Origin of the sequence: Staphylococcus pragensis, from assembly GCF_004785665.1 — a bacterium.
GTDB lineage: Bacteria > Bacillota > Bacilli > Staphylococcales > Staphylococcaceae > Staphylococcus > Staphylococcus pragensis.
Genome location: NZ_SRPJ01000003.1, coordinates 50,437 through 74,938, shown reverse-complemented (window position 1 = coordinate 74,938; position 24,502 = coordinate 50,437). Strand labels below are relative to the sequence as shown.

The window sequence follows — 24,502 nt, the reverse complement described above, 5'->3', positions numbered from 1 at the left end:
GTTGATCACCCAACAAGATAACATTTTTATAATTAAATAAATTGAATGTTGATAATAATTGTTTATCTGTCATATTCATCAAGTCCTCCTACGTCACAACTAAGCATATCACGAGCAACATTTTGAAATCTATCAGGCTATATAATCGTAGGCTTCAATAAATAAAAAATAAGACCTCCAACATATACGATGTTCGAAGTCTTATTATCGAAAATTTTACAAATTACTTACCGAGTGACTTAATGCCCTTTTTTCTTTTGCTTTGTTTTTTGCATTTTAAGCTGTCGTTTGTGAGCTTTCGTCTTTTCTTTCTGTAATTTGTTTTTCTTTTTGCGCTCTAATTTTTTAATTTCTTGTTCTTTTTTAATTGCTTGTTGTGCATAAGTAGAATACTTAGTTTGCTTTTGTTCCTTAGCAATTTGTCTCTGTAACCGTTTAGGATTAACTTTTTTCGGTTTCTTTTTTATAACCGATACTTTAGTTTGATTCATCAGTTCATCTAAGCGATTATGAATGAAATTAAAAATATCCACACTATTCAGTTCAGTTCCAAAGGTGAATTTTACAAATTTAATTTTATCTTCTTCCCTATATTCAACCAAACCTATAAAAAATTGACCATCATGAAATATTGATAATTCCAATGAGTGCCCCTCCTCTTAATATATAACTTGAAATGAGGGACGACCTGAGGAGGAAGGTTACTGACAAATTATTACATTTGCATTGGGACTACCAACCCAATTGTGTTTTTACATTTCTCCTTAAGCATAACTGATTCATTCAACGAAACCAACTTCAATCTTCTGTAAAAGTATTGTTCTTTCCTCTGAGATCTTCGTCAGACACTCTCTTACTATTGTCATTTAATCGTTCTAAAACTATAAGTTCATCAAATTGATCTTCATAATCTTCTATCGTTTGAAGTAAATTTTCATACTGTTGTTGAGTTAAAATGACGCCTTCAATATTTTTCTTATTTAAAATGTAGACGCCAGTTTGTAGTTTTCTTGCCATTTTAAAAATATTTTTAAGGTTTGAATTTAATTCAGTCATAGATGCAGTAGGAACAGTTTCAGTAAAATAAGATATAAACATATTCTAATGCTCCTTCTCGATGTTTGATTAACTACATTATACTTCTAAATCATTCTTAAATCGTTTATACAAACATCTCATTTTAATTTATATTTTTTGTTAATTACATCTTATTATGAAATAATTATATAAGTGAATTAAATAATTAAGGAGTTAATTATGAATATTTATCAGACTTACGCACTTTTGGTATTAGGCATTATCATTTTAGGAATAATTGTTAACATTGTGATTTCAATTTCTGAGAAACGAAAGTTAATCTCTAAAATTCAATATTTGTGGCAGAACAAACGTCCTTTAGAAACATTTATACGTCCAAATGCTCGCTTTGATTATCAATTTAAACTTAGACGCGATACATACCCTGACCGCAATTTCATTGATGATAAGACGTGGTCAGACTTAAGCCTTGAAGACATCTTTCATCGAAGCAACTTTAACTTCACCGCAATTGGTGAAATGAAATGGTATGCCACTTTACGACATATGTTTCAAACAAATAATAAACAACTATTAGACCAGTTCAATACAAACACACAGTTTCGCAATAGCGTTTCATATCGCTTAGCCCTAATTGGTAAAGTCGTCTATCCGATCTTCCCAGATCAACTTAAGCCAATTAAACGCAATAATTTATTTATGATATGTCCTTTCCTGCCAATATTAGGATTATTAATAATATTCATTTCTCCATCAACTGGTGTCCTAATCACAATCTTTGCAGTTTTACTCAATATCATCTTATCAGGCACCTTAAAACGCACTTATGACCAAGACTTAAAATCATTATTCTATACAGCTAACGTCCTTAAACAAGGATATTATCTTGACCAAATAGAAGGCACGCCAGAAGTTAAAACCAACTTCAATCACTTCAAAGGCGCACGTTTATTTAGTGGCCTACTCGGCAAAGTTGGCGACCAAGATATCGGTGGCGCTTTCGTCATGATGTTGAAAATGGCATTCATGGTAGATTACTTCCTCTTCCATACCATCCAACACACATACTTTAAATATCAAGACGAATTGCTAGCTTGCTATGACTACGTAAGCACCCTAGACAATCATTATTCGCTAGCCATGTACCGACGCACCCTAGACACCTACTGTGAGCCGACTGCCTTTTCAGAAAAAAAGAAGATAGAATTTACCAATTTAGTTCATCCTTTATTGGAAAATGCAGTGCCAAACGACCTCAACATCGATCACAATATTCTATTAACGGGTTCAAACGCATCAGGGAAATCAACATTTATGAAATCTGTAGCAATTAACCTGATACTCGCCCAATCTATCGAAACTGCGACAGCCGACAAATTTAGCTATCAACCCGGTTTAGTCTATACTTCCATGGCAAATGCCGATGACGTGCTATCAGGCGACAGCTACTTTATGGCCGAGCTTAAATCAATCCGCCGTTTATTTGATATAGAAACTGACATGCCAGTTTATTGCTTTATCGACGAAATCTTTAAAGGTACAAATACGACGGAGCGTATTGCAGCATCAGAATCTGTACTTAGCTATTTAGATCAAGAACTTGATTATAGAGTCATCGCAGCAACACATGATATTGAATTGTCAGAGTTATTACAACCTGACTATCATAACTATCATTTCAATGAATCTATTGAAAATAATGAAATCTACTTTGACTATAAGATTAAAGAAGGCAAAGCTAATACACGTAATGCGATTGAGTTATTACGTATCACGCATTTCCCAAATAAGATATATAAAAACGCGAAACAACAAGTTGAACAACTGTAGTTTCACGTCTCAAACTTTAAAATGTTTCATGTAAAACATTTTTCTAGGAATTTATTAAATTACAATAAATAATGCCCATATAAGCTAATTTCAGCATTAACTTATATGGGCACTTTTAAATGTTTAGGCTTCTTCGTGATAAGGTTTTAAGTTTTTAAATTTAGGACTTTCACCGTATTTATTTTTTTCAATTTTACTATTAAAACAAGTGATTACAAGTTGATAAATACCTAAAATAAATGTAATCAAACTAGCTCCTAATGTGAATCCTAAACTCCATCCACTTTCAAGATTAGGGTCATTAATATCAATAAAGACTTGGTTTATAAATACTATAATATTTAAAACTACGACAAGTACTGGTACCAACATAGTGCGATTCGTATCATGGAAACGTCTTGTAGTTAATGCAAGTTGAGGGATGAGAATCGCTAGTACATAAATAATCGTATAAAAGCCTGCACAAAGAACTAAAATAACTCCTGCAATCATGAAACCTTCTTCATGTAAGGAAAATGCTAGTATAAAGAAAATGATACCTGTGATGTAAACAAGTAAAGAAGGAATATAAAAGATTAAGTGCCATAATTGCATAAACCAATACTCACTACGTCTTGAACGCCCTTTAAAATTGAAGTAATTCTTCCAAAATAGTTTAAAGGCTTGACCGAAACCTACTTTTGGGTTCATATTTAATGCCTCCTTTATCCACCTTTTCTTTTATCTTATCATATGTAAAATTTATTAAAAATGAATATAAATAAATAATTTTTTCAATATTATACATGTAATTATTTTTCTAATTTTACGGAAAGCATATAGATTAAATAAGCTCAGAAAAGCAATTAATCTTGCTTCTGAGCTTTAATACCTATTATTTTATTTTTCCTGCTTTATCACTTTGCCATTAGGATCAAGTTTAGATATTTTCCCTTTTTCCATAACATATGTACCTAAGATTTCCCCATCTTTATTACGGTAATTCACTTTCCAATCACCTTTATTGCCTATTGGTTTAACATCATCCCATATGTAATTCGTTTTACTCACAGGAATGTCTTCAAAATCAGAAATAAGTTGATACGCTTGAGTACGGAAATGTGTATTTACCACTCCAGATTTTTCTAAATTTTTATCTGAAAGTGGGTTTTCTCCATCTTCCTCATCTTTTGGAGGTGTAGTTGAAATGTTCATTTTACTGATTAACTCAGGCAACGCTTTATTTCCTTTGTTTTTAAGATACACGTCTTTTAAATCTACCTCTTCGCCTTTAGTTAACAATTCATTGTAATCTGTCACATCTTTTTTCAAACGCCCTATAAAGATTTTATCTTTATTGACTCCAATCAACGCTTTAAAATTTCCTTTATCTGGATATACTGTATAAAAATGCATACCGTCTGGGGCATTATCGATTGAATCTTTAAATTTAACCAACGTAAAATCAACTAATTTAAGAATCTTCTTACCTGTAGATAAACGATATTCATAAATTCCTGTTAGAATTTCGTTTTTAGTTAATGTATATTGTTCAGCATCTTCAACACAAAAAGCTAAAGCTAATTTTGTCTTTTCAGATAATTTAGCTGTATTAATCGTAGTTGTTTTTGCTTCACTCTTATTAGATTGTTTATCTTTTTGTTCTGTATGAGAATTATCTTTATCTTCTTTAGAAGGATTGCTTGTACTACAAGCTGTTAATAATATTAAAAGCGCTCCGCTTAAAAATAAAAATTTCTTCATTCATTACTCCTTTAACGTTCACATTATTAAATAAAAATATTATACTTTATTTATACAATAGTTTTAACTTAAGTTAAATATAAATTTTTCTTTTCCTACGCTGATTTATATTAACGACTCTATTATTTTATTTGAAGATACTTAGAAAGGGATATTAAAATGAAAAAATTTTTTGCAACATTAATATTCAGTACTTTATTACTCACAGCTTGTGGTAATCATTCAAATAATAAAGATGTTTCTGACAATGATCAAAACCAACAAAATGAAGATACTCAAAATAATCAACATATAAAGAAAAATCATAAAAAAGTAACAAAAAATGGCTGTACATACATAGATAATATTTTAATTGTTAATAAGGAAGTCAGTCTTCCCTCTAATTTCAATCCTGGAGAGAATCCAGAGTCTCAACAAGCACTTCAACAAATGTTCAATCAAGCGCACAAAGAAGGCCTTAATTTATACAAAATTAGTGGTTTTAGAGATTATCAAACTCAAGTGCAACTTTTTAATCAATATGCCGCACGAGATGGTAAAAAAGCAGCTGATAAATATAGCGCACGTCCAGGTCACTCAGAACATCAAACAGGTTTAACGTATGATGTGGGAGCCGTGGGTTCAAATAAAAATTTATATAAAAGCTTTGGTAATACTAAAGAAGGCAAATGGATTGCTAAACATGCACATGAATATGGCTTTATCGTACGCCACCCAAAAGGGAAAGAAAAAGTCACTGGTTATCAATATGAACCATGGCATCTGCGTTATTTAGGTAAAGATACTGCTAATAAGGTTTATCAGTCTAATCAAGCTTTAGAAGAATACCTAGGCTTAAAATAAAAAATACCCATGAAAGTAAAGGCACGAAAAGTTTGCCTTTATTTTCATGGGTTTTAAATTAATACGAACGTTTAATTTATAATAAATGATTTTCTTTTAATTGACTCAGTTCAGAGATGATTTTTCGACTATCTGTATTTAAGTTTTTGACTTGAACCGTATTATGTTGATCTTCATATTTTTTCACAATAGTATCAATCGCATCTACAGCGGAATCATCCCATAAATGCGCATCTTTAAAGTCTAATTCAATCGTTTCATTTTGAATACTAAAATCAAGTTGGTTCATCATTGAATCAATAGAAACGAAGAAGATTTGACCTTTAAATGATAGTACGCGTTTGTTGTTTACCTTTTCAGATAAAACTTCAATATTAGAAATCTTCGTTGCAAAGAATAGCGCACTAAAGATAACACCTACGACTACGCCAAGTGCTAAGTTACTTGTAAATAACACAATAACAACTGTCAGAATCATCACAAATGCGTCAGTCTTTGGCGCATTTTTAATATATTTAAATGAACCCCAATCGACCGTGCCAATTGAAACCATGACCATAATACCAGCTAATACAGGCATTGGCATTTCAACGACTAAATGGCCAAGTACCATAATCATAAAGATTAAGAAGATACCCGCCGTCAATGTTGATAATCTGCTATTTGCACCTGAACGCACATTGATACCTGATTGACCAATCATCGCGCATCCGCCCATACCACCAAATAAGGCTGTAATAATATTTGCAATACCTTGTCCACGTGCTTCCTTATTTTTATTACTATAAGTATTAGTATAGTCATCCACAATTTTCGCTGTAAGTAAGGATTCTACTAAACCTACAATAGCCATGGAAACGGAATAAGGTAGAATGATTTTTAAGGTTTCCAGTGTATAAGGTACATCAGGAATAATAAAATGAGGTAATGCTTGTTTAATCGTTCCCAAATCACCAACTGTACGAATATTAGCGCCAGTATATAAGTAAAGTGCTGTCAGTAAAATAATCGCAATAAGCGGTGCAGGAATTGCAGTGAAATATCTAGGTAAAATGAAGACAATAAGCAAAGTAACAATCACGTAGATGTAAGTTGCAATTGAAATTCCAAAAATATGTTCAATTTGAGATAAGAATATCATGATACCCAAGGCATTCACGAAACCAATCATCACTGAACGTGGAATGAATTTCATTAAGCGACCTACTTTTAAAATCCCTAATAGCAATTGAATGATTCCCATTAAAATTGTCGCTGCAAAAAGATATTGAACGCCATGCTCTTTGACTAACGGCGTCACAACTAATGCCACAGCAGCCGTTGCACCTGAAATCATCGCAGGACGTCCTCCAACAATCGCAGTGACCGTTGCGATGATAAATGCGGCATATAACCCTACCATAGGATCTACACCCGCAATAATAGAAAACGCTATCGCTTCAGGAATTAAGGCAAGCGCAACTACAATCCCAGCCATAATATTTTTACCAGGATTGACTAACCATTCAGACTTTAATCTTTCTATCATTTTTGACTCTCCTTTTTTAGACAGAGCCTATTATAACAGTTAAACATTAAGTTGTTGAAAACTTTTTTAAAATTTAGTTATTGTGGCATATTATTTTCAATATACTCCCAAACTTTGGCATTAACTTCCTTATATTGACTAACAGGTACGGGTTCCTCGCTATAGTTATATACAGTGTCACCATTTCTATAAACATAATTATTGTAATATTTAACTAATATATTATAAGTTCCACTATCTATTTTTCCATTTTTAGGACGTAAAGGACCGTCTGGTGCTGGAGGGCCTCCATCTTGTTCAATTACTTCTCCAGTATATCTATTTAGAATTATATGACTTTTTGCAGAACCATTAATTCCAAATAACGGACTTTCAATAAATATTTGATTATCATCGCTTTTATCTTCTCTATACTCAAGATCACCCTCCTTAAAAGACACGCCGCCTTCTTTTTCCATTAAGTCATAAGAGATATTTTTAGCCTTATCAATCGAAATGGGATTAGATTCTTGATTGTTACTCTGAGATGTTCCATTTTCGACGTTCTGATTTTGATTATTACTAGTCTGTTGCTGATTTTGTTGAGTATTATTATCATTATTTTTATTCTTATCTAAATTTATATTGATATCACATGCACCTAAAAATACTGATAATAATAATGAGATACTTAGAAGTTTCTTCAATCTCAATTGTAACCCTCCTCAAATATATTGTAGACTACAAAATAGTTATATGAAACGTTAGTATCTAAATTGAAAATTTCCTTTATTTCAACAAAATAAGAGACTGAGACAAAATAAAATGTCCCAGCCTCAGTTAGCATTTTGGCAGTGATTAGTTTGAAATAGGCTTAAATCAAGCTTTTCAAATTTAGTCATCATTGCCAGAGAGGATTTCCCAATATTTCTAATGATTACGAAGTAATTTAACTTCATTTGTGGCTTGATCTCTAATTGCTTGTTCATAGTCTCGTGCCCATTTTGGGATTAGGAACACATCAATTAGTAACCAAATTAAAGTTGGAATATAGAATATCCACCAACTTACAAGTAAGGTAACTAAAAGTAAACCTACTGCTGACCCTGTTTTACCAAAATAAAAACGATGTGCCCCAAAGCTACCTAAAAAGAACCATAGTAGAAATGCAGGTGTTTTAGATTTACCTCTGTTAGCCACTTGCTGTTCAATATAGTTTTTTTCATCTAAATCCATGATTTAACACCTCTATTATATAAATATTTCATTTTATATTTATATAATATAATACCATACTATTCTAATCAGGATACCTGTTTAAAAAGTTTTACTTCCAACTTTTTAAACTTTGCTTTTATTTAATTAGCGAAAAATTTCGAGGGAAAGGTTCGCATCCTCTCCCTCGAATTTCAAATACTAATTTTTAAGACTGCCGGCTCACTTAATTATTTAATAATTGTGCCTTCTTTTTCATGAATCATTTGAATAATTTCGTTCTTTTCATTCATAACAGCTACTTTTGGCGCATGATCAATTAATTCACGTTCATCTAGTTGAACATATGTCATGATAATAACGACATCATCTACTTCAACTAATCTAGAAGCTGCACCATTTAAACAAATCTTGCCACTACCTCGTTCACCCGCAATCACGTATGTTTCAAAACGGGCTCCATTATTATTGTTAACGATAGCTACCTTTTCATTAGGCAAAATATCCACCGCATCTAAAATATCTGCATCAATCGTGATACTTCCAACATAATTTAAATTAGATTCCGTAACACGGGCTCTATGTATTTTACTATTCATCATTGTTCTAATCATAACTTACTTTCCACTTCCTAAAATAATATTATCTATTAAACGTGCTTTCGAAAACTTAACAGCTAATGAAATAAATATTTGCCCTTCAATGTCAGTAACAACTTCTAATTCTGGATAGCTATAAATCGCAACTTCATCAATATGACTACTTGTATTTTCAGCTAAATATGTTTTAATCGCACCGACTATTTTATTACTACGACGTTCGCCTTCTTCATATAAAGACTTAGCTAATTTTAAACTTTTACTTAAATGGACAGCTTCTTGGCGTTCGTTTTCTGTTAAATATACATTTCGTGAACTACGTGCTAAACCATCTTCTTCACGTACAATATCAATTCCTATTATTTCAATTTGATGGTTAAAATCTTCTACCATTTTTTCAATAATTGCGAGCTGTTGAGCATCTTTTTTTCCAAAATAAGCTTTATCCGGACGTACAATATTAAATAATTTATTTACAACCGTCACTACGCCATCAAAATGGCCAGGGCGTTGGGCACCTTCTAAGACTTCCGCTAGACGTCCCACCTTCAATGTCACGCTTATTTCGTTTGGATACATCTCTTCAACTTCAGGATGGAAAACGTAATCAACATTAATTTCTTCCACTAACGCTACATCTTGTTCAATTTGACGTGGGTAAGCATCGAAATCTTCATTAGGACCAAATTGTAATGGATTCACAAACACGCTTATAATCGTGACATCATTTTCTTCTACAGAACGGCGCATCATACTTAAATGTCCTTCATGCAACGCACCCATCGTTGGTATAAACCCAATTGATTTCTCAGAACGTTTCAACTCTTGCGTAATTTGTTGCATCTCTTTCACAGTCTTAATTACTTGTGTCATCACTATTTACCTCATCCAATATTTTCTTCTTATACGTATGTTCTTCTGCTGGGAAAAGGCCAGCTTTTACCTCTTCGTCATATTGCTTAATACCTTCAACACCTACTGAGAAATCAGCAAACTGTTTCACAAATTTAGCATATCGATCAACGCCGTAATTTAACATATCGTGATATACCAATACTTGACCATCCGTATTTTTACCAGCACCAATACCAATTACCGGAATATCTAATTGTTGACTAATAAGACCAGCTAAATCACTAGGAATGGCTTCAAGAACTAAGGCTACAGCGCCGGCTTCTTGTACTGCATGCGCCTCTTGAATTAATTGTTCCGCAGCATCTTTCGTGCCACCTTGCAAACGATAACCCATGACGCCAACGCTTTGAGGCATTAATCCTAAATGTGCCACGATAGGAATACCGATTTGAGTAGCTTTTTTAATGAAACTTACTAAATGCGCACCTTCTGCTTTTAGCGCATTCGCATTCGTTGCTTGATATAAAGTAATCGCATTTTTCAAATCATGCTCATCACTTACACCAACTGCGCCAATGGGTAAATCCACAACTACAAACGTGTCATCTGCACCACGGCGCACCGCTTTACCATGATGAATCATATCATTTAATGTAACTTGCGTTGTTGTTTCATAACCTAGCACCGTCATGCCTAGCGAATCTCCAACTAATATCATATCCACACATGCTTCTTGTGCTTGCTTCGCACTAGGATAGTCATAAGCGGTAATCATCGAAATTTTCGTTTTACTTTGCTTCATTTCTACTAATTTCGCTAAATTTTTCATTTATTTAATATCTCCTATAGTATGAGTTCATTTATATTAAAATTCATTATATAGCCTTATACGTAATAATACTTTAAAATACTCTCAAAATTTAAAATTTCGCCATAAATAAGCTTATTTAAAATAGTTAATACACTATTTCAAATAATTATTAAATAACATAGTGTTTATTATTTCAATACAAAACTTTATTTTCAATAAAAGTGTAAATTCAATATCCATATAATTACAGTACTTAGTTTATTAAAATAACCACATTTTCTTACAATAAAAAATTGTATAATAATGAATATATTTTTTAGGAAAGGAACTTTATCCATGAATATTGCGATTATTGGTGCTGGCGCAGTTGGAACTATCATTGCACACGAACTCAAACAAACCTTACCGAACGTCACTCTTATTGGACGTACATCAAAACAAATGACTATTCAGCCGGCTAACCAAACCATCAAAGTCCACGACATTAAAGAAATAAAGTCGACTTTCGACACTATCATCATTGCCGTGAAGACGCATCAACTTGACGCCTTGATGCCACAACTTCACCATCTTGCACATAGCGAAACAATTTTTATTTTGGCTCAAAATGGCTATGGCCTACTCCCACAGCTTCCTTTCAAACACACTTATCAGGCTGTGGTCTATATCAGTGGACAAAAGACAGAAGACAAAGTCACACACTTCCGAGACTATCGTCTACATTTACAACAAGACGCACACACTACAGAACTAAAGAAAATCTTTGATAAAACAAAAATCGAGATTGTTTTAGAAGAGAATATTGAAGAAAAAATATGGTATAAATTACTCGTTAATCTAGGTATTAATTCAATAACTGCACTCGGTAGAAATACCGCTCAAATTTTAAAAATTAATGAAGTAAATAATCTGTGTAGAAAGTTGTTAACAGAAGGAATACAAGTGGCAAAAGCAGAAGGGATTCATTTTTCAAATACTATTGTCGAAGATATCATGAACATTTATGCAGGCTACCCTAATCAAATGGGAACAAGTATGTATTACGACGTTATTGCGAATCAACCACTTGAAGTCGAAGCAATTCAAGGATTCATTTATCGCCAAGCAAGAAAGCATCAACTTAACACCCCACATCTTGATACCATTTATGCGCTTTTACTTTCACATCAATCACTTACTCAACAATAAAAAATAGTGGATAATTTGTGCTTAAACACTGATTATCTACTATTTCTATTTCTTCAATAAAATTCCATTTAATCGCCACAATTTTTTAATTTTAGAATTATACACATCACAAAAATAATATGGTACGATATAAATAATTTTTAAAGTAAGTTTACTTTCGATATAAAGGGGACAACATTCTTGGATAAATCGAGTCGTATACTTAACCTACTCACATTACTTCTTAATGGTCGTATCGTTACACAAGATGATATACGTAACTTCACAGATGTAAGTAAAAAATCTATTCAACGTGATATTAATACGATCAATACTTTTTTCTATGAAAGTCCTTATTGGAATCATACTAATACGCGTGTAGTATACAATCACAAACGTAATGGCTATGAACTTAAGCAAGAAACGAGTTCTAAACATAGCTTAGGTATTTTAAGTTTACTAATTAAATTACAAAGTTTAACGCCAATATTACATTATGACATTCATAAATATCTTTCGAGTTCTATTGCTGCGCTCAAACTTTCAGATAAACACATGCTAATGACAATGTTAAATCAGTTTAAAGTGCGACCAGAGGTTTTACCGGGCAAGTTATTAATGGCACTTCAAAAAGCCATAGTTAATAAAAACTTAGTTCGCATTGAAGTGAAGAATCAAAAATTTGTTATTAAACCACTCTCTATTTTATACATGCATTTCGATTATTGGTTTACTTATGAAGAAAAGCATAAGATTTATACTATATCGTTACGAGATATCCAATCATTTAAAGTACTTGAATCAAAATTTATCAAAGATTGTGCCTCAAACCCTGTTTTATTCGAAATAGATGAACAAATTTGGAACCAATTTCAACAACAATTTTCAATAAAAGAAGTAGTAGAACGCTACGACAAAAATTTACTCGTCTGGGTCAATTGCACAAGATACGATGCCTATTACATCGCTTACCAATTGGCACCATTAGCCAAAATGCTAGAACCCCAATCATATATCGATAGTTTCATCCAACGCTTAGATGAAATTAAACAAACCTATGAAAGTAAAACAGAGATCTAATTATATAAAATTAGATCTCTGTCTCATTTCTTCTTAATATCCGAATTTATTCCGGGTCTCCATTTTCATCATATTTCGTTACATCTCCATCAGCAGTAACAATATAAGAACCCGCTAAATCACCATTTTTATCAACAAACGAGAATCCCCAATCCCCATCAGAATTTTGTTCAGGCTCCTTATAAGTATAAGTAGACGTATCCAACTTATGACCCTCATAATCTTCAACCTTATCAATCACATTTTCACGCGTTACCTTTTCACTACTAGATTCATCAGTAGCGTCATCTTCAGGATTACTAGTCTGTGGTGCCTGACTAAATGAAATTTGGTTCGCTACCTCTTTATAATCTGAATTATTGCCATATTTTTCATATAAATCATGAATATCAAGCTCATTACCAGCTTGAGAATTTACAAAAGATTGATAATTACCAGGACTTTGAGTGCCTGCTATTAAAATCTTATCATTTCCAATTCCAACAAGCGTCACAAAATTACCCTTAGCAGGTCTCGCATTATAAAACTTCATATCACTTGGCGCACCTTCAATACCAGCTCCCGAATGTTCCATATAATAAGTATCAATATGATGTTGACGATCACCATCAAAACTTTTTGTCGTATATGAATGATTTCTCAATTCATCCGCTGTAATTGCATACTCTGAAATTGCTCCATCCTCTAACGCTAAAGCCAATTTCTCCGCTTGAGATAAATTCTGTACCTCATTATCAGTATTATTATTCTTTGATTCTTGATTAGAATTCTCATTCGATTTTGAATTATTGTCCGCTTTTTTAGATTCCTCAGATTTCGAATTGTCGCTACTCTTATTATCCGACTGCGACGTCTTATTACTATCCTCCGTCGACTTACCAGGCCCATTAATCGTCAAACTACAACCCGCTAACAACAACGTCCCCGTCAACGCACCAACCATTAAATAATTCTTTTTCATTTTCCCATTCCTTTCTCTTTTTGAAAATGCAGAACCAAATACCCCTTAATTAATCATACTTCCATTATAACTGTTAATACCGACATAATCCGTCGCTGCGCAAAATTTCCACAAAAAAAGCACACCCACTAAAACAATCACCTCTCGTAATTACTCCAGCAAGCATGCCCTATCAGTCTATAAACTTATATTATTTAATGTGCTGACGTACAAAATTCCCAGCATAACCTTTAAATGATTCCCCACCAGACAATTCTTGCTTCGCATAAGCATCTGATGAGCCACCCATTAAGTTATAACCATATGTTCTTAACCCGTACATTGTATTAAAACTACTATTTAACATTGGAGAACCTGAAGCACCTGATCTAAAGATATCTTTCGTTTGAATTTCTGTGCCATTTGATGAAAATTGTGTCACACGTAATTTATTAAAATATGGTTTCGTATTATCGCCATATTGCCAAGGATAACCTAACGAATAAAGTGGCGTATTGAATTTCAATTTATTAATTTCTGCATCTGTTGCAATGCGAACTGGTTTCACATATTTCGCCATATTTTCTTTTGTATGTACAATAGCAATATCATATTGAGGCACTTTAATAACTTCACTTGCTTGGAACGCATAAGGTATACGGTTTCCATCACGATTCATTTGAAACTTAATGTATTTAGGTGCCGCAGCTCTACCAAATTTATCATCAATAACATGCGCATTTGTAATAAATGTATGTGCGCCAATAACTGTACCAGTACCCATTGAATCCTGGCCTTTATATTCTGGTTTCCCTGCTTTCCAACCATTTAAGTTAGAAACACGTCCAACTGCTTTTAAATTATTTTGCGCCGCATTTGGGTAATATTGAATAGAAATATTATTATTGCTAATTTTTTTAGCTTTTAAATATGCTTGATAACTGCTTGATTGTATTCCATCATAATAATAGTTTGTTTCAACTGCCTTAGCTTCATCATGATGACCAGTATAGCCTAATACTGTTGCGCCAATAATAGCACTAGCAATTAAAGATTTACTAAATTTAGATTTCCACATAACCTATCTCCTAATTCCTTCCTTTTATAAAATGAACATTCCAACTCAATTGCATTATAATTATTTAAAAATTTTCACTATTATTATATTACATAACTGGGACATAATACGTCTTTTTCTTTAAAATTATAAAATAATTTGAATTTATTTAAAATTTACATTTAATTAATATTTATTTACAAAAATGAATTTATATAGTATGATACCTAAGTAATGACATGGAGGGGTGCTCAAGCCTGGCTTAAGAGGCCAACCATTTATGGTTGGTAGGAGCTTTTAGCTCGCGTTGGTTCAAATCCTTCCCCCTCCGCTACTAAGAGACTTGTAAGAAATGATTATTACAAGTCTTTTTTTATGTACAAAAATAAAATCACCTCCTATTGAGAAGATCTTAAATCTTATCAATGGAGGTGAAATTTTTATATTTACCTATTGTGCAAGCAGCCAAATGTCCACTTCTTATAGTTACCATTAGTTGCGGCTCGCATTTTGAGTGACGTCATCTATCTCACTGGCGTCTTCTGTTGCAGTTAAGGTCACTTTTTTAGCATGATTCTTCTGATCAACTTCATGACGTAATTCACTATTTAAACCTAGTAAATTGTTTGCTTGTGTTTCATCACTATTATAATCTTCTAAGCCATTTACAATTTCAGTTGCTAAATATTCACACGCATCTTCATTTTCAACATTTACTTTTTCATTAATAATACTTTGCATTACTTCGATTAATTCTGATTTTTCGATTTGAATATCAATCATCTTGTAAAACTCCCCTAATCTTCTATTGACATAGCAGAAAAACTATGTCTTCAAATTGTTTACCCAATTCTAATAAAGATATTCCAATAAATAATGTATGAATGATGCTATACCCTATCCAAATGAAATATAAGACTTTTTTCATAAAAATCTTAATGTAGAAGTATACCTTAAACTAAGATAATAAAATATTAATATAACGATATTGTAATAACTAACAATAATTATAAATTATTAAATCTAATCATCGGCTGGGTTAGGAATAAACACATTTGCTTCACTATCATTCGGATAATAATATCCATTAGGAATGGTTTGGAGCTCGATTAAACTGCCCCATGGACTCTTAACATAAACCGTCTTATTGCCGTCTGTGTCCTCATATTTCGTGTTAACATGCGGCTCAGAAATAGGCTCTCCGCCCGCTTCTTTCACTTTTTCCAACACACTATCGAACGCTTCTGTTTCTATGTAAAATGAAATATGCGTAAAGCCAATATCTTGTAATGATTGTGGTTTACCTTGTTGCGCATCTTTAAACTCAAACATTTCTATATTAGGACCATTACCAAAGACCATCATACGTTTATGAATGATACTAGCCCCTTTTTCTAAGCCAAGAATATGTTCTACATGCGCTCCGCCACGAGGTTCATCTGTTTTCTTTTGACTGTCGTAAGCAATCTTGCCATTTAAACCGTTCTTGAAAAAGTCTGTAGCAACTTCCATGTCTGGTACTGTTAAACCAATATGGTTGATTCCTCGATTGGCATTCATCGACTATCCTCTCCAATCATTGAAAATTGTTTTACATCGTATTTCATTTTTATCTTTGAAAATACCTTTTTTATTTATTAAGTATTCTCACCATTACGAACGCGATCTATTATGTTTTGAAGGCGTTCCCTTTTGTCGTTTTCATTTTCAACAAAAAAGACTGAAGGTTCATCCTTAATAGCGACCCACGGCACAATAGCATCAAACTCTAAGTCACGAATCATCTCTAAACTCTTAATAGAGGCTTCTCTATCACTTGAACTTAGAATGACAGTGCGCCACTCGCCATTATCTACACAAATAAAGTCGCCAGTAAATAAATAACGGTGTTCACCATTATCCCATAAATACATTGTTGTACCTGGTGTATGACCTGGCGCAGGGATCACTTCGATATCACTATCTAACATTTCGCGCTTTGTAAACTGACCGGCTATATTTACTGTTTTACTCATTTCCTTAGCGTCATCTTCATGAATCCAAAATGGTAAATCAATCTCTGTCTTACCTCCTAGCGATTCATGTTCATGATTAATAAGGATACGTGTCGCTCCACCTAAAGCTTTAATATCATGTTGCGCTTTTTCAAGGCTTGGAGAATGGTAAATGATAACATTACCTTGGGGACGTACTAAAACAAAAGATTTAATCATATATCTTTTGTCAAAGGGAAGCACTGTTGTTTCTGTTTCATATAAACCTGGTGCCACAAGACGCAACGACGTTAAATTATGTTGTTTAGAAGCATTTGTCATACTTTTTCTCCTTATAAATTAAGTACTTTGTGCAATTCCTTTATAGCGTCACTCAATATAGTTATACCCGATTTTTATAAAATAAAAAATTTAAGGTCATACTTAAGAAATAAAATTCTTAATTTGTATGACCTCAAGTAAAAAAATTATTTATAATCTACTACTCTATCTACGGGCATTCTAAATGAAGTGTGTGCTTCTTTCGCTTTTTTACCAATAGCGACAATCATCACAGGTACATAGCGTTCTAAATCATACCCAAAGGCTTTACCAATTTCTTCATGATCAAAGCCGCCAATTGGATTTGTATCATAACCATGTTGTTTTGCTACTAACATAAGTTGCATTGCTGCGAGACTGCTATCCACTTTGACAATATCACTCATTGATTGGCGCGTACGACTTTTATAATTTTCAAGCACTATTGGAAGCATTTGCTCTTTCACTTCTTGAGGCATATGCCCATTTTTTACAGCTTGCTCATAAATATATTCGCCTTCTTCATAACATTGTAAGTCTCCAAATATAATAATCATTGCAGAAGATGTATCATTTTGATTGGTATTAAACTGAATTAATGGACGCAACTTCGCTTTCGCTTCATCACTTTCTACTACAACAAAACGCCAAGGTTGCATATTAACTGAAGACGGCGCTTTCGTCGCTTTAGCTATCATCTCGTTCATTTCTTCATGTGGAATTTTATATTCTGAATCAAATCCTTTAACAGATTTTCTATTTTCTAATATTTCATTAAAATCGTTCATTTATTCTTCCACTCTCCTTTAATTTCTATAATTTTTCGTATTCTAGATTATTACTGAATTTGAAAAGGATGAGAAGAAATATGCTTACAAAAAATTAATACTTATTTATTCAGAAAAAGTTTAAAGTTTTTCTGAATAAATGTATAATATAGTTACCATTTATACTAAGAATTGATTATTATTAATTAAATAGGGTATCATTAATTTTGGTAAAATAAATAATTTGTATTTTAGAAAAATTATTTATGATATAACAAAGGGTATACAACTTACAGTCATTATATTCAGTCATACATGTACCCACGAAAGGGAAGAACATTATGGCAGATAAGCTGCAAAGAGAATTAAGCAATAGGCATATACAACTTATTGCGATTGGTGGCGCGATAGGAACAGGGCTATTTTTAGGAGCCGGTGCTTCAATTCATTTAGCAGGTCCATCAATCTTGTTAACCTACGTCATCGTAGGATTTATTTTATTTATGTTTATGCGAGCAATGGGAGAAATTTTACTTTCAAACCTAGGATTTAAATCATTTGGTGATATTGCTCATCACCACATTAACCCAATGGCTGGATTCATGGTAGGTTGGACTTATTGGTTAACATGGATTATTTCAGGTATGGCTGAAGTAACAGCCGTAGCTAAATATGTAAGTTATTGGTATCCAAACATTCCAAACTGGATTACAGCTGCATTTACTATTTTAGTATTAATAGCTTTAAATTTATTTAGTGCGAAATTATTCGGTGAACTTGAATTCTGGTTATCACTTATTAAAGTTATTACTATTTTAGCTTTAATCGGTGTTGGGATTGTCATGGTTATCTTCGCTATGAAGACGTCATACGGTCCTGCTAGAGTTTCAAATATTTGGGAATATGGAGGCTTTTTCCCTAATGGCGTATCAGGTTTCCTTATGTCATTCCAAATGGCTATTTTCTCATTTATTGGTATTGAATTAATAGGTATCACAGCTGGGGAAACGCAAAACCCTCACAAAACGATTCCTCAAGCGATTAATAACGTACCATTCCGAATTTTAATATTCTATATTGGTTCATTAGCGGTTATCATGTCAGTCGTACCATGGCACAAATTAAACCCTGAGGAAAGTCCTTACGTTAAATTATTTGGTTTAATTGGTATCCCATTTGCCGCTGGTATTATCAACTTTGTAGTATTAACAGCAGCTGCTTCATCATGTAATAGTGGTATCTTTGCTAATAGCCGTACGTTATTCGGTTTAGCTGGCAGAAAACAAGGTCCTGCATTTTTACATAAAACAAATAAAAATGGTGTGCCGTTTTACGCTATCTTACTTACATGTGGTTTATTAAGTATTGCAATTATTCTAAATGCTATATTTAAAGATGCGACGAAGGTATTCGTTCAAATCACCACATTCTCAACGGTTTTAAATATTATGATATGGACATGTATCATGATTGCTTATTTAGGATTTATTAAAAAGAATCCTGAATTGCATAAAGAAAGTAAATTTAAAATGCCAGGTGGTAAATACACAGCTTATGGTATTTTAGTATTCTTCGCATTTATATTCATTGTATTATTAATCAATAGTAGTACACGTTATGCTGTATTATTCGCACCTGTTTGGGCGATTATCTTAGTAATTATGTATCAAAAATATAAAAAAGAATCTGAAAAAGCGAAGATTGAAATGGATGATGAAGATCGCGAACTTCAAGATAACGCTTAAATCGCGAACTTCAAGATAACGCTTAAAATGATGTAAGGGAGAGATACAGAAATCTAATTTATAAATAGGTTTCATTGTTTCATCCTAATTTACTGAAAGAGGTTACGATATTATTAAATATCGTAACCTCTTTTAATCTTCTGATAGGAACTAACGCCCTTTCAAGTAAGCACTACTTATTACTTGAAAGGGCGTTTTCTTCTATTTATTTTTCTGTTAAACGGCCATCTTCCATATGAAAGACTTTGTCACAGAATTGAGTTAAGCGTTCATCGTGTGTAACGATAATACATGTTTTATTGCGTTGTTTAGACTGTTCTTTCAAAATTTCCATTACTGCCATTGCATTTTCTGTATCAAGTGATGCTGTAGGTTCATCGGCTAAAATAATTGAAGGTTGCGTATAAATTGCCTTTGCAATGGCTACACGTTGTTTTTGCCCTCCAGATACTTCAGAAGGTAATTTATTTTCAAGTTCTTTTAAGCCTAAATCTGATAATAATTTATTATATTCTTCAGTATTCAACACATCTTTTTTATAATTTTTCAATAAGTGAAACTGTTGTTTAATTGTTAAAAATGGCACTAAGTTGGTCGATTGTAAGATAAATCCAATTTCTTGCATTCTTAATTTGGCTAATTGTTTTTGACTTAACTTAGAAATTTTCTTGTCATTAATATAAATTTCGCCCGATGTTGGCGTTTGTAATGCACCTGCCATGGTTAGAAATGTACTTTTCCCAGAACCTGAAGGGCCAACAATCGCTATGAGTTCACCTTTATTAAAAGATAATGTAGTAGATTTAACCGCTTCAATAATACGATTTCCATCTTTGAATTCTTTTGTAACTTGATCAAATTTTAACATTGTGGCACCTCCCTAACCGATTGCCTTGAGTGGATCAATTTTGCGAATAGATAATACTGAGAATAAACTGCCGATAAGTGACGTCACAATCAATACAATTCCAAAGATAATTAGCGTGCCAATATTAAACTGTACAGGCACAGCATCCGGTAAGACGAGACTTGTAAGTAATGTAAGAATGAGACCGATCAATGTTCCAATTAAGGCTAGAATAAATGTCTGAGCTAAGACCATTTTCATTAAGAAACCATTAGTAAATCCTTGCGCTTTTAAAACGCCGAATAAATTCTTCTTCTGCAAAGTAATGACGTATAGAAAGACACCAATGACTGTTGCAGAAATGACAAACAAGAATGTTATCATAAAGTTCATTGTTAAATTTTGTGGTTTATAACCTGGTAAATTTTCTATAAAATTATCTATTCCTACCACTTCGAGATGATTATCTACTTTTTTATTTTTCCAATTACTGTCTTTTACGACCACCGCATTGGTTTTATCAGTTGATAATGCTGGGTTTATCTTTTCAATAGTCTTATTATTTGCGAAAATAACGGGCGAGGCATTGTATTTAGCACTTTCTGAGATACCTACAATATGTAATTTTTCGTCAGACTGCGATAATTTTATCGTGTCTCCTATTTTAAATCCTTTGTCTTTTAACGTTTGGTCAATGACTACATCATTATCCTTATGAAATTTCTTGCCATCAATCATTTTAGGCATTAAAAAAGAATCCTCAGTAATACCAAAAAGTAACGCATTCTCCTTACTATCACCATTTGATGCAATGACACCTATTTGTTTTAATGGTGCTTCTTCCTTAAAATCACCTTTGACTTTAGACGTCTTAAATACAGACTGTTGCACTGTTTGGTTCGCATCTTTATTTACGACAATCGCATCTGCTTTCCACTTTTTAATGCCTTCAGTATTCATATTAATCAAGCCATTCGCTAACCCAGATAGTAAAAAGAGTAAATAACTAATTAAAACGAGTATACCGATAATTAATCCAAACTTTAGTTTATTACGCTTAATTTCATTCCATGCTAAAAACATTTAACCCCTCCTTTATTTAATTAGTCATTATTATATCAATAATATGGAAATGAGGAGCTTCGCTTATCGATAATTTATCATATAATCAAGTTCTACAAATTGGTTATATTGTGTGACGTTACGCAATTTTAAATCTACTTTGTTATCAATTTCATTAAATAATGAAACGCCTCCACTCAAGATTGTTGGTGCAATGGTGAGTTGAAGTGACGTTAATAGATTTAAATTAATAAGTTTAGAAATTAAATTTCCACCGCCTACAATCCATACTTTCTCTTCAGGCTTAAATTGCTCGAATAGCTGGTTTAAATCTCCATTGTAAAATTCAATATCCCAATCTATTGATATTTGTTGTGAACTTATTACGACCACCCTTTTATCTTTATAAGGATTCTCTTTAACATCGTTATCAAGCAACCATCTAAATGTCTTACCACCCATGATGACCACATCTACACTTGCATAAAACTGCGCATAGCCGTTATCACCTTGACCTTCCACTTCTTCTAGAAATTGCACGCTTTCCGATTGGTTTGCGATATATCCATCTACCGACGCTCCTAAATAAGCACAAATCTCTGCCATCTTGATTCACTCACTTTTCTTTATTTTTTGAACTTTAATCTAACTATACTGGTAAATGCCAATTAAACAAAGAAAAAGGCCAGAAGGACGAATTCACTTTAAATCCGTTCTTCTGGCCTATTCTTCCTATGATATTTATTTTACACGTTGCCAAACTAATTTTTGGTTAGGTACATTGCCATTTACAATACTAAGTGTATCGCCTTCCAATTCAAATTCACGAGGTTGTGTATCCCCTAACCAAGTAGGATTCATACTTACTTCCATTGTATGATAAACCGTTGAATTCTCTTCATCTAATTCAAAGCGGCCAGCATATGCAACATAACCGTGTGCTGCCTCAGCCATTTCATCTTTCGTACCAGTGTGTAAATCTCCAGAAGCATAGGGTTTACGACCTTGTTGCATTAATTGAGCTGACATATAACCATCTGGATTATACATAATAAATCCTTTTGCATCTTCGCCTAGTGGATAAAAAATATTGCCATCTTTATCTTCATCTTGATATCTCACTAATTTCCAAGTTCCAATTAATTGATCTTTAAGTTCTGCCATTCTAAATACATCCTTTCTTCATTTTTAATATATTTAATAATTATGCGTTTGAACCACCAGAAACACTAATTGTTTCTCCAGTAATTGCTGTAGCACCTCCTGAAGCTAAGAATATAACTGTAGCCGCAATCTCTGAAGGTTCTAATAAACGATTCATTGGCATTTTTCCTGTGATATATTTTTCCATTGCTTCTTGTTCTGTTGAGTCATCTTGTTGAGCAAGATGTTCTAATTGGTTTTCAATTAATGAGGTACGCACTGGACCAGGTAATACAGCATTTGCTGTTATACCATCTTTAACTGTTTCAAGTGCCACAGTTTTTGTAAAACCGATTTGCGCAAATTTAGAAGCTACATATGCAGATTTAAATGGATCTGCCATTTCTCCGTGTGCTGAAGAAATTGTGATAATGCGTCCACTTTGTTGTTGTTTCATTGACGGTAATACATGTTTCGTCATTAAGAATGTACCCGTTTGAATCACGTTAATTACTTTATTCCATTGTTCTAATGGGAAATCTTCTACTTTATCAATATGTTGAACGCCTGCATTATTAACTAATACATCCACTGCACCATATCGTTCAGTTACATCTTTAATAGCACTTGAAACTTCATCTTCATCCGTAATATCTACTTTATATGCCACACCGTTGTTTAATGAGTTAGCTGCTTTATCTGCCGCTTCTTGATTCATGTCGAAGATGAAGACTCTGTCATTCTCTTTATCAAATGCCTGTGCGATAGCATATCCTATACCTTGTGCTGAACCTGTTACGATTACATTTCTTGTCATCATTCATTACCCCTTTATCTTTGTATTGAATTTCCCTGAAAATGAATCACAATTTAAAGTAGTATAATATGTGTAATTTCTATTATTACGTCCACTTCTATTGTCTAACCAATTTCGAAGAATGTAAAAGACGTTTTCAACTATTAAAGCTATAACTAAAAAGTTATAGTTCCAAATATAAAATCTAGAAAGGAATGGAAGGTAATGTCCTATAAGCACGCCATCAGTTATTTAGAAGCAGTGCAACGTTATGGTAATATCTCGCATGCAGCGAAACATTTATACATTTCTCAACCCTATTTGAGTCGTTATATTAAAAACATAGAGGATGATTTAGGCGTCACTTTGATTAATCGTGACAGTAATCCATTAGAACTGACTTATTCGGCCGAACGTTTCCTTGAGTATTTACATGAAATTGAAGAGATTGATACTCAAATGCGTGAAGAATTGCAGACGATTTCTAATTTGAAAAAGGGGCGTCTCCGTATAGGGGTTAATCCAATTTTAGCAACACATACGTTATATAATATTTTGCCGAAATTCATTCAGAATTATCCTGGTGTGGAAATTGAACTTGTAGAGGAAGTTGCTCACAGAATCGAGCAAATAGTAGCTGATCAACAAGTGGATATTGGTGTCACTATCTTGCCTTTATATAATGAAGATTTATCTTATGATATTTTATATACTGAAAATATTTATTTAGCATTACCTCCGGGACATTCATTGCTTGATGAAGCTAGAACACATGCAGATGATGGCGCATTTCCTTTTCACTTATTAAATAATGAAAAATTCATTCTACTTAAACCTGAAATGACACTACGTCGCCTATCTAATCAAATCTTACAAGATTATAATGTTTCACCTAATATTATGCTAGAAACAATGAGTGTGGAAAACGCTCTACGCCTAGTCAATGAAGGCATCGCAATGACGTTTGTCCCTAAAAGCGTTAAAGATATGACTGCAGATCATTTTAATGGCACCTTTGTTCAACTTAATCCTAATCATTATTACAACCAAGTTGTATTAGCTTATAAAGAGAATGACAAAACATGCTTATCTAAAGCAGCGCAGACGTTTATTCAAATGGCAAAGTCAGAAGGCAACTGAAACTCGAGACCATATCTTGCTAA

27 protein-coding genes and 1 tRNA gene are annotated in these 24,502 nt (G+C 32.9%); 7 read left to right on the top strand and 21 right to left on the bottom strand.

Annotation, left to right across the window (positions count from 1 at the left end; translation table 11 throughout):
• Positions 1-239: 239 nt before the first annotated feature.
• Together E2558_RS08185 and E2558_RS08180 are read right to left on the bottom strand one after the other, a co-directional pair.
• Entirely contained in the window at positions 240-644 is a 405-nt protein-coding gene (locus E2558_RS08185; RefSeq protein WP_126564753.1) for a DUF2992 family protein, read from the bottom strand.
• A 154-nt stretch (positions 645-798) separates the two neighbouring features.
• Entirely contained in the window at positions 799-1,098 is a 300-nt protein-coding gene (locus E2558_RS08180) for a hypothetical protein (RefSeq protein WP_126564754.1), read from the bottom strand.
• A gap of 159 nt (positions 1,099-1,257) precedes the next feature.
• Here E2558_RS08180 and E2558_RS08175 point away from each other — a divergent pair, with 159 nt between their 5' ends.
• Complete coding sequence (locus E2558_RS08175; protein ID WP_126564755.1) at positions 1,258-2,868, top strand: MutS-related protein; 1,611 nt, start codon at positions 1,258-1,260, stop codon at positions 2,866-2,868.
• 123 nt (positions 2,869-2,991) lie between these two features.
• Here the strand turns inward: E2558_RS08175 and E2558_RS08170 are convergent, their stop codons facing one another.
• Positions 2,992-3,558: a DUF805 domain-containing protein gene (locus E2558_RS08170; protein WP_126564756.1), complete on the bottom strand. Its 567-nt coding sequence runs from the start codon at positions 3,556-3,558 to the stop codon at positions 2,992-2,994.
• A gap of 189 nt (positions 3,559-3,747) precedes the next feature.
• The gene (locus E2558_RS08165; RefSeq protein ID WP_126564757.1) at positions 3,748-4,611 is read right to left on the bottom strand and encodes a hypothetical protein; all 864 of its coding nucleotides are present in this window, start codon (positions 4,609-4,611) and stop codon (positions 3,748-3,750) included.
• 159 nt (positions 4,612-4,770) lie between these two features.
• Here E2558_RS08165 and E2558_RS08160 point away from each other — a divergent pair, with 159 nt between their 5' ends.
• Positions 4,771-5,454 carry a M15 family metallopeptidase gene (locus E2558_RS08160; protein WP_126564758.1) on the top strand — a complete coding sequence of 228 codons (684 nt, stop codon included), beginning with the start codon at positions 4,771-4,773 and terminating at the stop codon, positions 5,452-5,454.
• A 76-nt stretch (positions 5,455-5,530) separates the two neighbouring features.
• Here the strand turns inward: E2558_RS08160 and E2558_RS08155 are convergent, their stop codons facing one another.
• From E2558_RS08155 to panB, 6 genes are all read right to left on the bottom strand, one after another.
• Positions 5,531-6,982 carry a SulP family inorganic anion transporter gene (locus E2558_RS08155; protein WP_126564759.1) on the bottom strand — a complete coding sequence of 484 codons (1,452 nt, stop codon included), beginning with the start codon at positions 6,980-6,982 and terminating at the stop codon, positions 5,531-5,533.
• A gap of 77 nt (positions 6,983-7,059) precedes the next feature.
• Complete coding sequence (locus E2558_RS08150) at positions 7,060-7,674, bottom strand: hypothetical protein (RefSeq protein WP_126564760.1); 615 nt, start codon at positions 7,672-7,674, stop codon at positions 7,060-7,062.
• A 217-nt stretch (positions 7,675-7,891) separates the two neighbouring features.
• A complete protein-coding gene (locus E2558_RS08145) occupies positions 7,892-8,197 on the bottom strand; it encodes a TM2 domain-containing protein (protein ID WP_126564761.1) in 306 nt (101 codons plus the stop codon).
• Between the two features lie 209 nt (positions 8,198-8,406).
• Entirely contained in the window at positions 8,407-8,790 is a 384-nt protein-coding gene (gene panD / locus E2558_RS08140) for an aspartate 1-decarboxylase (RefSeq protein WP_103298828.1), read from the bottom strand.
• Positions 8,791-8,793: 3 nt separating this feature from the next.
• Positions 8,794-9,648 carry a pantoate--beta-alanine ligase gene (gene panC / locus E2558_RS08135; protein ID WP_126564762.1) on the bottom strand — a complete coding sequence of 285 codons (855 nt, stop codon included), beginning with the start codon at positions 9,646-9,648 and terminating at the stop codon, positions 8,794-8,796.
• Entirely contained in the window at positions 9,632-10,459 is an 828-nt protein-coding gene (panB, locus tag E2558_RS08130; RefSeq protein WP_126564763.1) for a 3-methyl-2-oxobutanoate hydroxymethyltransferase, read from the bottom strand. Before panB ends, panC begins: the two co-directional genes overlap by 17 nt.
• A gap of 318 nt (positions 10,460-10,777) precedes the next feature.
• Between panB and E2558_RS08125 the strand changes: the two genes are divergently transcribed.
• Both E2558_RS08125 and E2558_RS08120 read left to right on the top strand, forming a co-directional pair.
• A complete protein-coding gene (locus E2558_RS08125; protein WP_126564764.1) occupies positions 10,778-11,629 on the top strand; it encodes an oxidoreductase in 852 nt (283 codons plus the stop codon).
• A 180-nt stretch (positions 11,630-11,809) separates the two neighbouring features.
• Positions 11,810-12,688, top strand: coding sequence for a hypothetical protein (locus tag E2558_RS08120; protein ID WP_126564765.1), 879 nt, complete (start codon positions 11,810-11,812; stop codon positions 12,686-12,688).
• 46 nt (positions 12,689-12,734) lie between these two features.
• Here E2558_RS08120 and E2558_RS08115 read toward each other — a convergent pair whose 3' ends face one another.
• Positions 12,735-13,649 (bottom strand): hypothetical protein, encoded by a 915-nt coding sequence (locus E2558_RS08115; RefSeq protein ID WP_126564766.1) that lies wholly within the window; start codon positions 13,647-13,649, stop codon positions 12,735-12,737.
• A gap of 190 nt (positions 13,650-13,839) precedes the next feature.
• Positions 13,840-14,706, bottom strand: a complete 867-nt coding sequence (locus E2558_RS08110; protein WP_126564767.1) for a trypsin-like serine peptidase — start codon at positions 14,704-14,706, stop codon at positions 13,840-13,842.
• Between the two features lie 220 nt (positions 14,707-14,926).
• Here E2558_RS08110 and E2558_RS12350 point away from each other — a divergent pair.
• Positions 14,927-15,016: transfer RNA gene (locus E2558_RS12350), tRNA-OTHER, on the top strand.
• Positions 15,017-15,177: 161 nt separating this feature from the next.
• Here E2558_RS12350 and E2558_RS08105 read toward each other — a convergent pair.
• From E2558_RS08105 to E2558_RS08090, 4 genes are all read right to left on the bottom strand, one after another.
• Positions 15,178-15,468: a hypothetical protein gene (locus tag E2558_RS08105; RefSeq protein ID WP_126564768.1), complete on the bottom strand. Its 291-nt coding sequence runs from the start codon at positions 15,466-15,468 to the stop codon at positions 15,178-15,180.
• Between the two features lie 240 nt (positions 15,469-15,708).
• Entirely contained in the window at positions 15,709-16,245 is a 537-nt protein-coding gene (locus E2558_RS08100; protein ID WP_126564769.1) for a VOC family protein, read from the bottom strand.
• 77 nt (positions 16,246-16,322) lie between these two features.
• Positions 16,323-17,000 carry an MBL fold metallo-hydrolase gene (locus E2558_RS08095; RefSeq protein ID WP_126564770.1) on the bottom strand — a complete coding sequence of 226 codons (678 nt, stop codon included), beginning with the start codon at positions 16,998-17,000 and terminating at the stop codon, positions 16,323-16,325.
• A 146-nt stretch (positions 17,001-17,146) separates the two neighbouring features.
• Complete coding sequence (locus E2558_RS08090) at positions 17,147-17,767, bottom strand: nitroreductase family protein (protein WP_126564771.1); 621 nt, start codon at positions 17,765-17,767, stop codon at positions 17,147-17,149.
• A gap of 320 nt (positions 17,768-18,087) precedes the next feature.
• On the opposite strand from E2558_RS08090, the gene E2558_RS08085 reads away from it, so the two are divergent.
• Positions 18,088-19,491 (top strand): amino acid permease, encoded by a 1,404-nt coding sequence (locus tag E2558_RS08085; protein ID WP_126564772.1) that lies wholly within the window; start codon positions 18,088-18,090, stop codon positions 19,489-19,491.
• Between the two features lie 205 nt (positions 19,492-19,696).
• Here E2558_RS08085 and E2558_RS08080 read toward each other — a convergent pair whose 3' ends face one another.
• The 5 genes from E2558_RS08080 to E2558_RS08060 all read right to left on the bottom strand — a co-directional run bounded on the left by E2558_RS08080 (position 19,697) and on the right by E2558_RS08060 (position 23,360).
• Positions 19,697-20,359, bottom strand: a complete 663-nt coding sequence (locus E2558_RS08080) for an ABC transporter ATP-binding protein (protein ID WP_126564773.1) — start codon at positions 20,357-20,359, stop codon at positions 19,697-19,699.
• Positions 20,360-20,371: 12 nt separating this feature from the next.
• The gene (locus E2558_RS08075; RefSeq protein ID WP_126564774.1) at positions 20,372-21,421 is read right to left on the bottom strand and encodes an ABC transporter permease; all 1,050 of its coding nucleotides are present in this window, start codon (positions 21,419-21,421) and stop codon (positions 20,372-20,374) included.
• A 63-nt stretch (positions 21,422-21,484) separates the two neighbouring features.
• Positions 21,485-22,006 (bottom strand): dihydrofolate reductase family protein, encoded by a 522-nt coding sequence (locus E2558_RS08070; protein ID WP_126564775.1) that lies wholly within the window; start codon positions 22,004-22,006, stop codon positions 21,485-21,487.
• Positions 22,007-22,141: 135 nt separating this feature from the next.
• On the bottom strand, positions 22,142-22,564 hold the full coding sequence (locus E2558_RS08065) for a lipocalin-like domain-containing protein (protein ID WP_126564776.1): 423 nt from the start codon (positions 22,562-22,564) through the stop codon (positions 22,142-22,144).
• A 40-nt stretch (positions 22,565-22,604) separates the two neighbouring features.
• Positions 22,605-23,360 carry an SDR family NAD(P)-dependent oxidoreductase gene (locus E2558_RS08060; protein WP_126564777.1) on the bottom strand — a complete coding sequence of 252 codons (756 nt, stop codon included), beginning with the start codon at positions 23,358-23,360 and terminating at the stop codon, positions 22,605-22,607.
• Positions 23,361-23,564: 204 nt separating this feature from the next.
• Between E2558_RS08060 and E2558_RS08055 the strand changes: the two genes are divergently transcribed.
• A complete protein-coding gene (locus E2558_RS08055) occupies positions 23,565-24,479 on the top strand; it encodes a LysR family transcriptional regulator (protein ID WP_126564778.1) in 915 nt (304 codons plus the stop codon).
• Positions 24,480-24,502: the final 23 nt, after the last annotated feature.

Bases quoted from the DNA above. Each gene is read 5' to 3' on its own strand.
- E2558_RS08175 (WP_126564755.1), top strand. From the start codon at position 1,258: ATGAATATTTATCAGACTTACGCACTTTTGGTATTAGGCATTATCATT.
- E2558_RS08060 (WP_126564777.1), bottom strand. From the start codon at position 23,360: ATGACAAGAAATGTAATCGTAACAGGTTCAGCACAAGGTATAGGATAT.
- E2558_RS08070 (WP_126564775.1), bottom strand. From the start codon at position 22,006: ATGGCAGAGATTTGTGCTTATTTAGGAGCGTCGGTAGATGGATATATC.
- E2558_RS08090 (WP_126564771.1), bottom strand. From the start codon at position 17,767: ATGAACGATTTTAATGAAATATTAGAAAATAGAAAATCTGTTAAAGGA.
- E2558_RS08065 (WP_126564776.1), bottom strand. From the start codon at position 22,564: ATGGCAGAACTTAAAGATCAATTAATTGGAACTTGGAAATTAGTGAGA.
- panC (WP_126564762.1), bottom strand. From the start codon at position 9,648: ATGACACAAGTAATTAAGACTGTGAAAGAGATGCAACAAATTACGCAA.
- E2558_RS08080 (WP_126564773.1), bottom strand. From the start codon at position 20,359: ATGTTAAAATTTGATCAAGTTACAAAAGAATTCAAAGATGGAAATCGT.
- E2558_RS08145 (WP_126564761.1), bottom strand. From the start codon at position 8,197: ATGGATTTAGATGAAAAAAACTATATTGAACAGCAAGTGGCTAACAGA.
- E2558_RS08180 (WP_126564754.1), bottom strand. From the start codon at position 1,098: ATGTTTATATCTTATTTTACTGAAACTGTTCCTACTGCATCTATGACT.
- E2558_RS08155 (WP_126564759.1), bottom strand. From the start codon at position 6,982: ATGATAGAAAGATTAAAGTCTGAATGGTTAGTCAATCCTGGTAAAAAT.
- E2558_RS08105 (WP_126564768.1), bottom strand. From the start codon at position 15,468: ATGATTGATATTCAAATCGAAAAATCAGAATTAATCGAAGTAATGCAA.
- E2558_RS08110 (WP_126564767.1), bottom strand. From the start codon at position 14,706: ATGTGGAAATCTAAATTTAGTAAATCTTTAATTGCTAGTGCTATTATT.
- E2558_RS08095 (WP_126564770.1), bottom strand. From the start codon at position 17,000: ATGACAAATGCTTCTAAACAACATAATTTAACGTCGTTGCGTCTTGTG.
- E2558_RS08160 (WP_126564758.1), top strand. From the start codon at position 4,771: ATGAAAAAATTTTTTGCAACATTAATATTCAGTACTTTATTACTCACA.
- E2558_RS08075 (WP_126564774.1), bottom strand. From the start codon at position 21,421: ATGTTTTTAGCATGGAATGAAATTAAGCGTAATAAACTAAAGTTTGGA.
- E2558_RS08170 (WP_126564756.1), bottom strand. From the start codon at position 3,558: ATGAACCCAAAAGTAGGTTTCGGTCAAGCCTTTAAACTATTTTGGAAG.
- E2558_RS08100 (WP_126564769.1), bottom strand. From the start codon at position 16,245: ATGAATGCCAATCGAGGAATCAACCATATTGGTTTAACAGTACCAGAC.
- panB (WP_126564763.1), bottom strand. From the start codon at position 10,459: ATGAAAAATTTAGCGAAATTAGTAGAAATGAAGCAAAGTAAAACGAAA.
- panD (WP_103298828.1), bottom strand. From the start codon at position 8,790: ATGATTAGAACAATGATGAATAGTAAAATACATAGAGCCCGTGTTACG.
- E2558_RS08055 (WP_126564778.1), top strand. From the start codon at position 23,565: ATGTCCTATAAGCACGCCATCAGTTATTTAGAAGCAGTGCAACGTTAT.
- E2558_RS08125 (WP_126564764.1), top strand. From the start codon at position 10,778: ATGAATATTGCGATTATTGGTGCTGGCGCAGTTGGAACTATCATTGCA.
- E2558_RS08165 (WP_126564757.1), bottom strand. From the start codon at position 4,611: ATGAAGAAATTTTTATTTTTAAGCGGAGCGCTTTTAATATTATTAACA.
- E2558_RS08115 (WP_126564766.1), bottom strand. From the start codon at position 13,649: ATGAAAAAGAATTATTTAATGGTTGGTGCGTTGACGGGGACGTTGTTG.
- E2558_RS08085 (WP_126564772.1), top strand. From the start codon at position 18,088: ATGGCAGATAAGCTGCAAAGAGAATTAAGCAATAGGCATATACAACTT.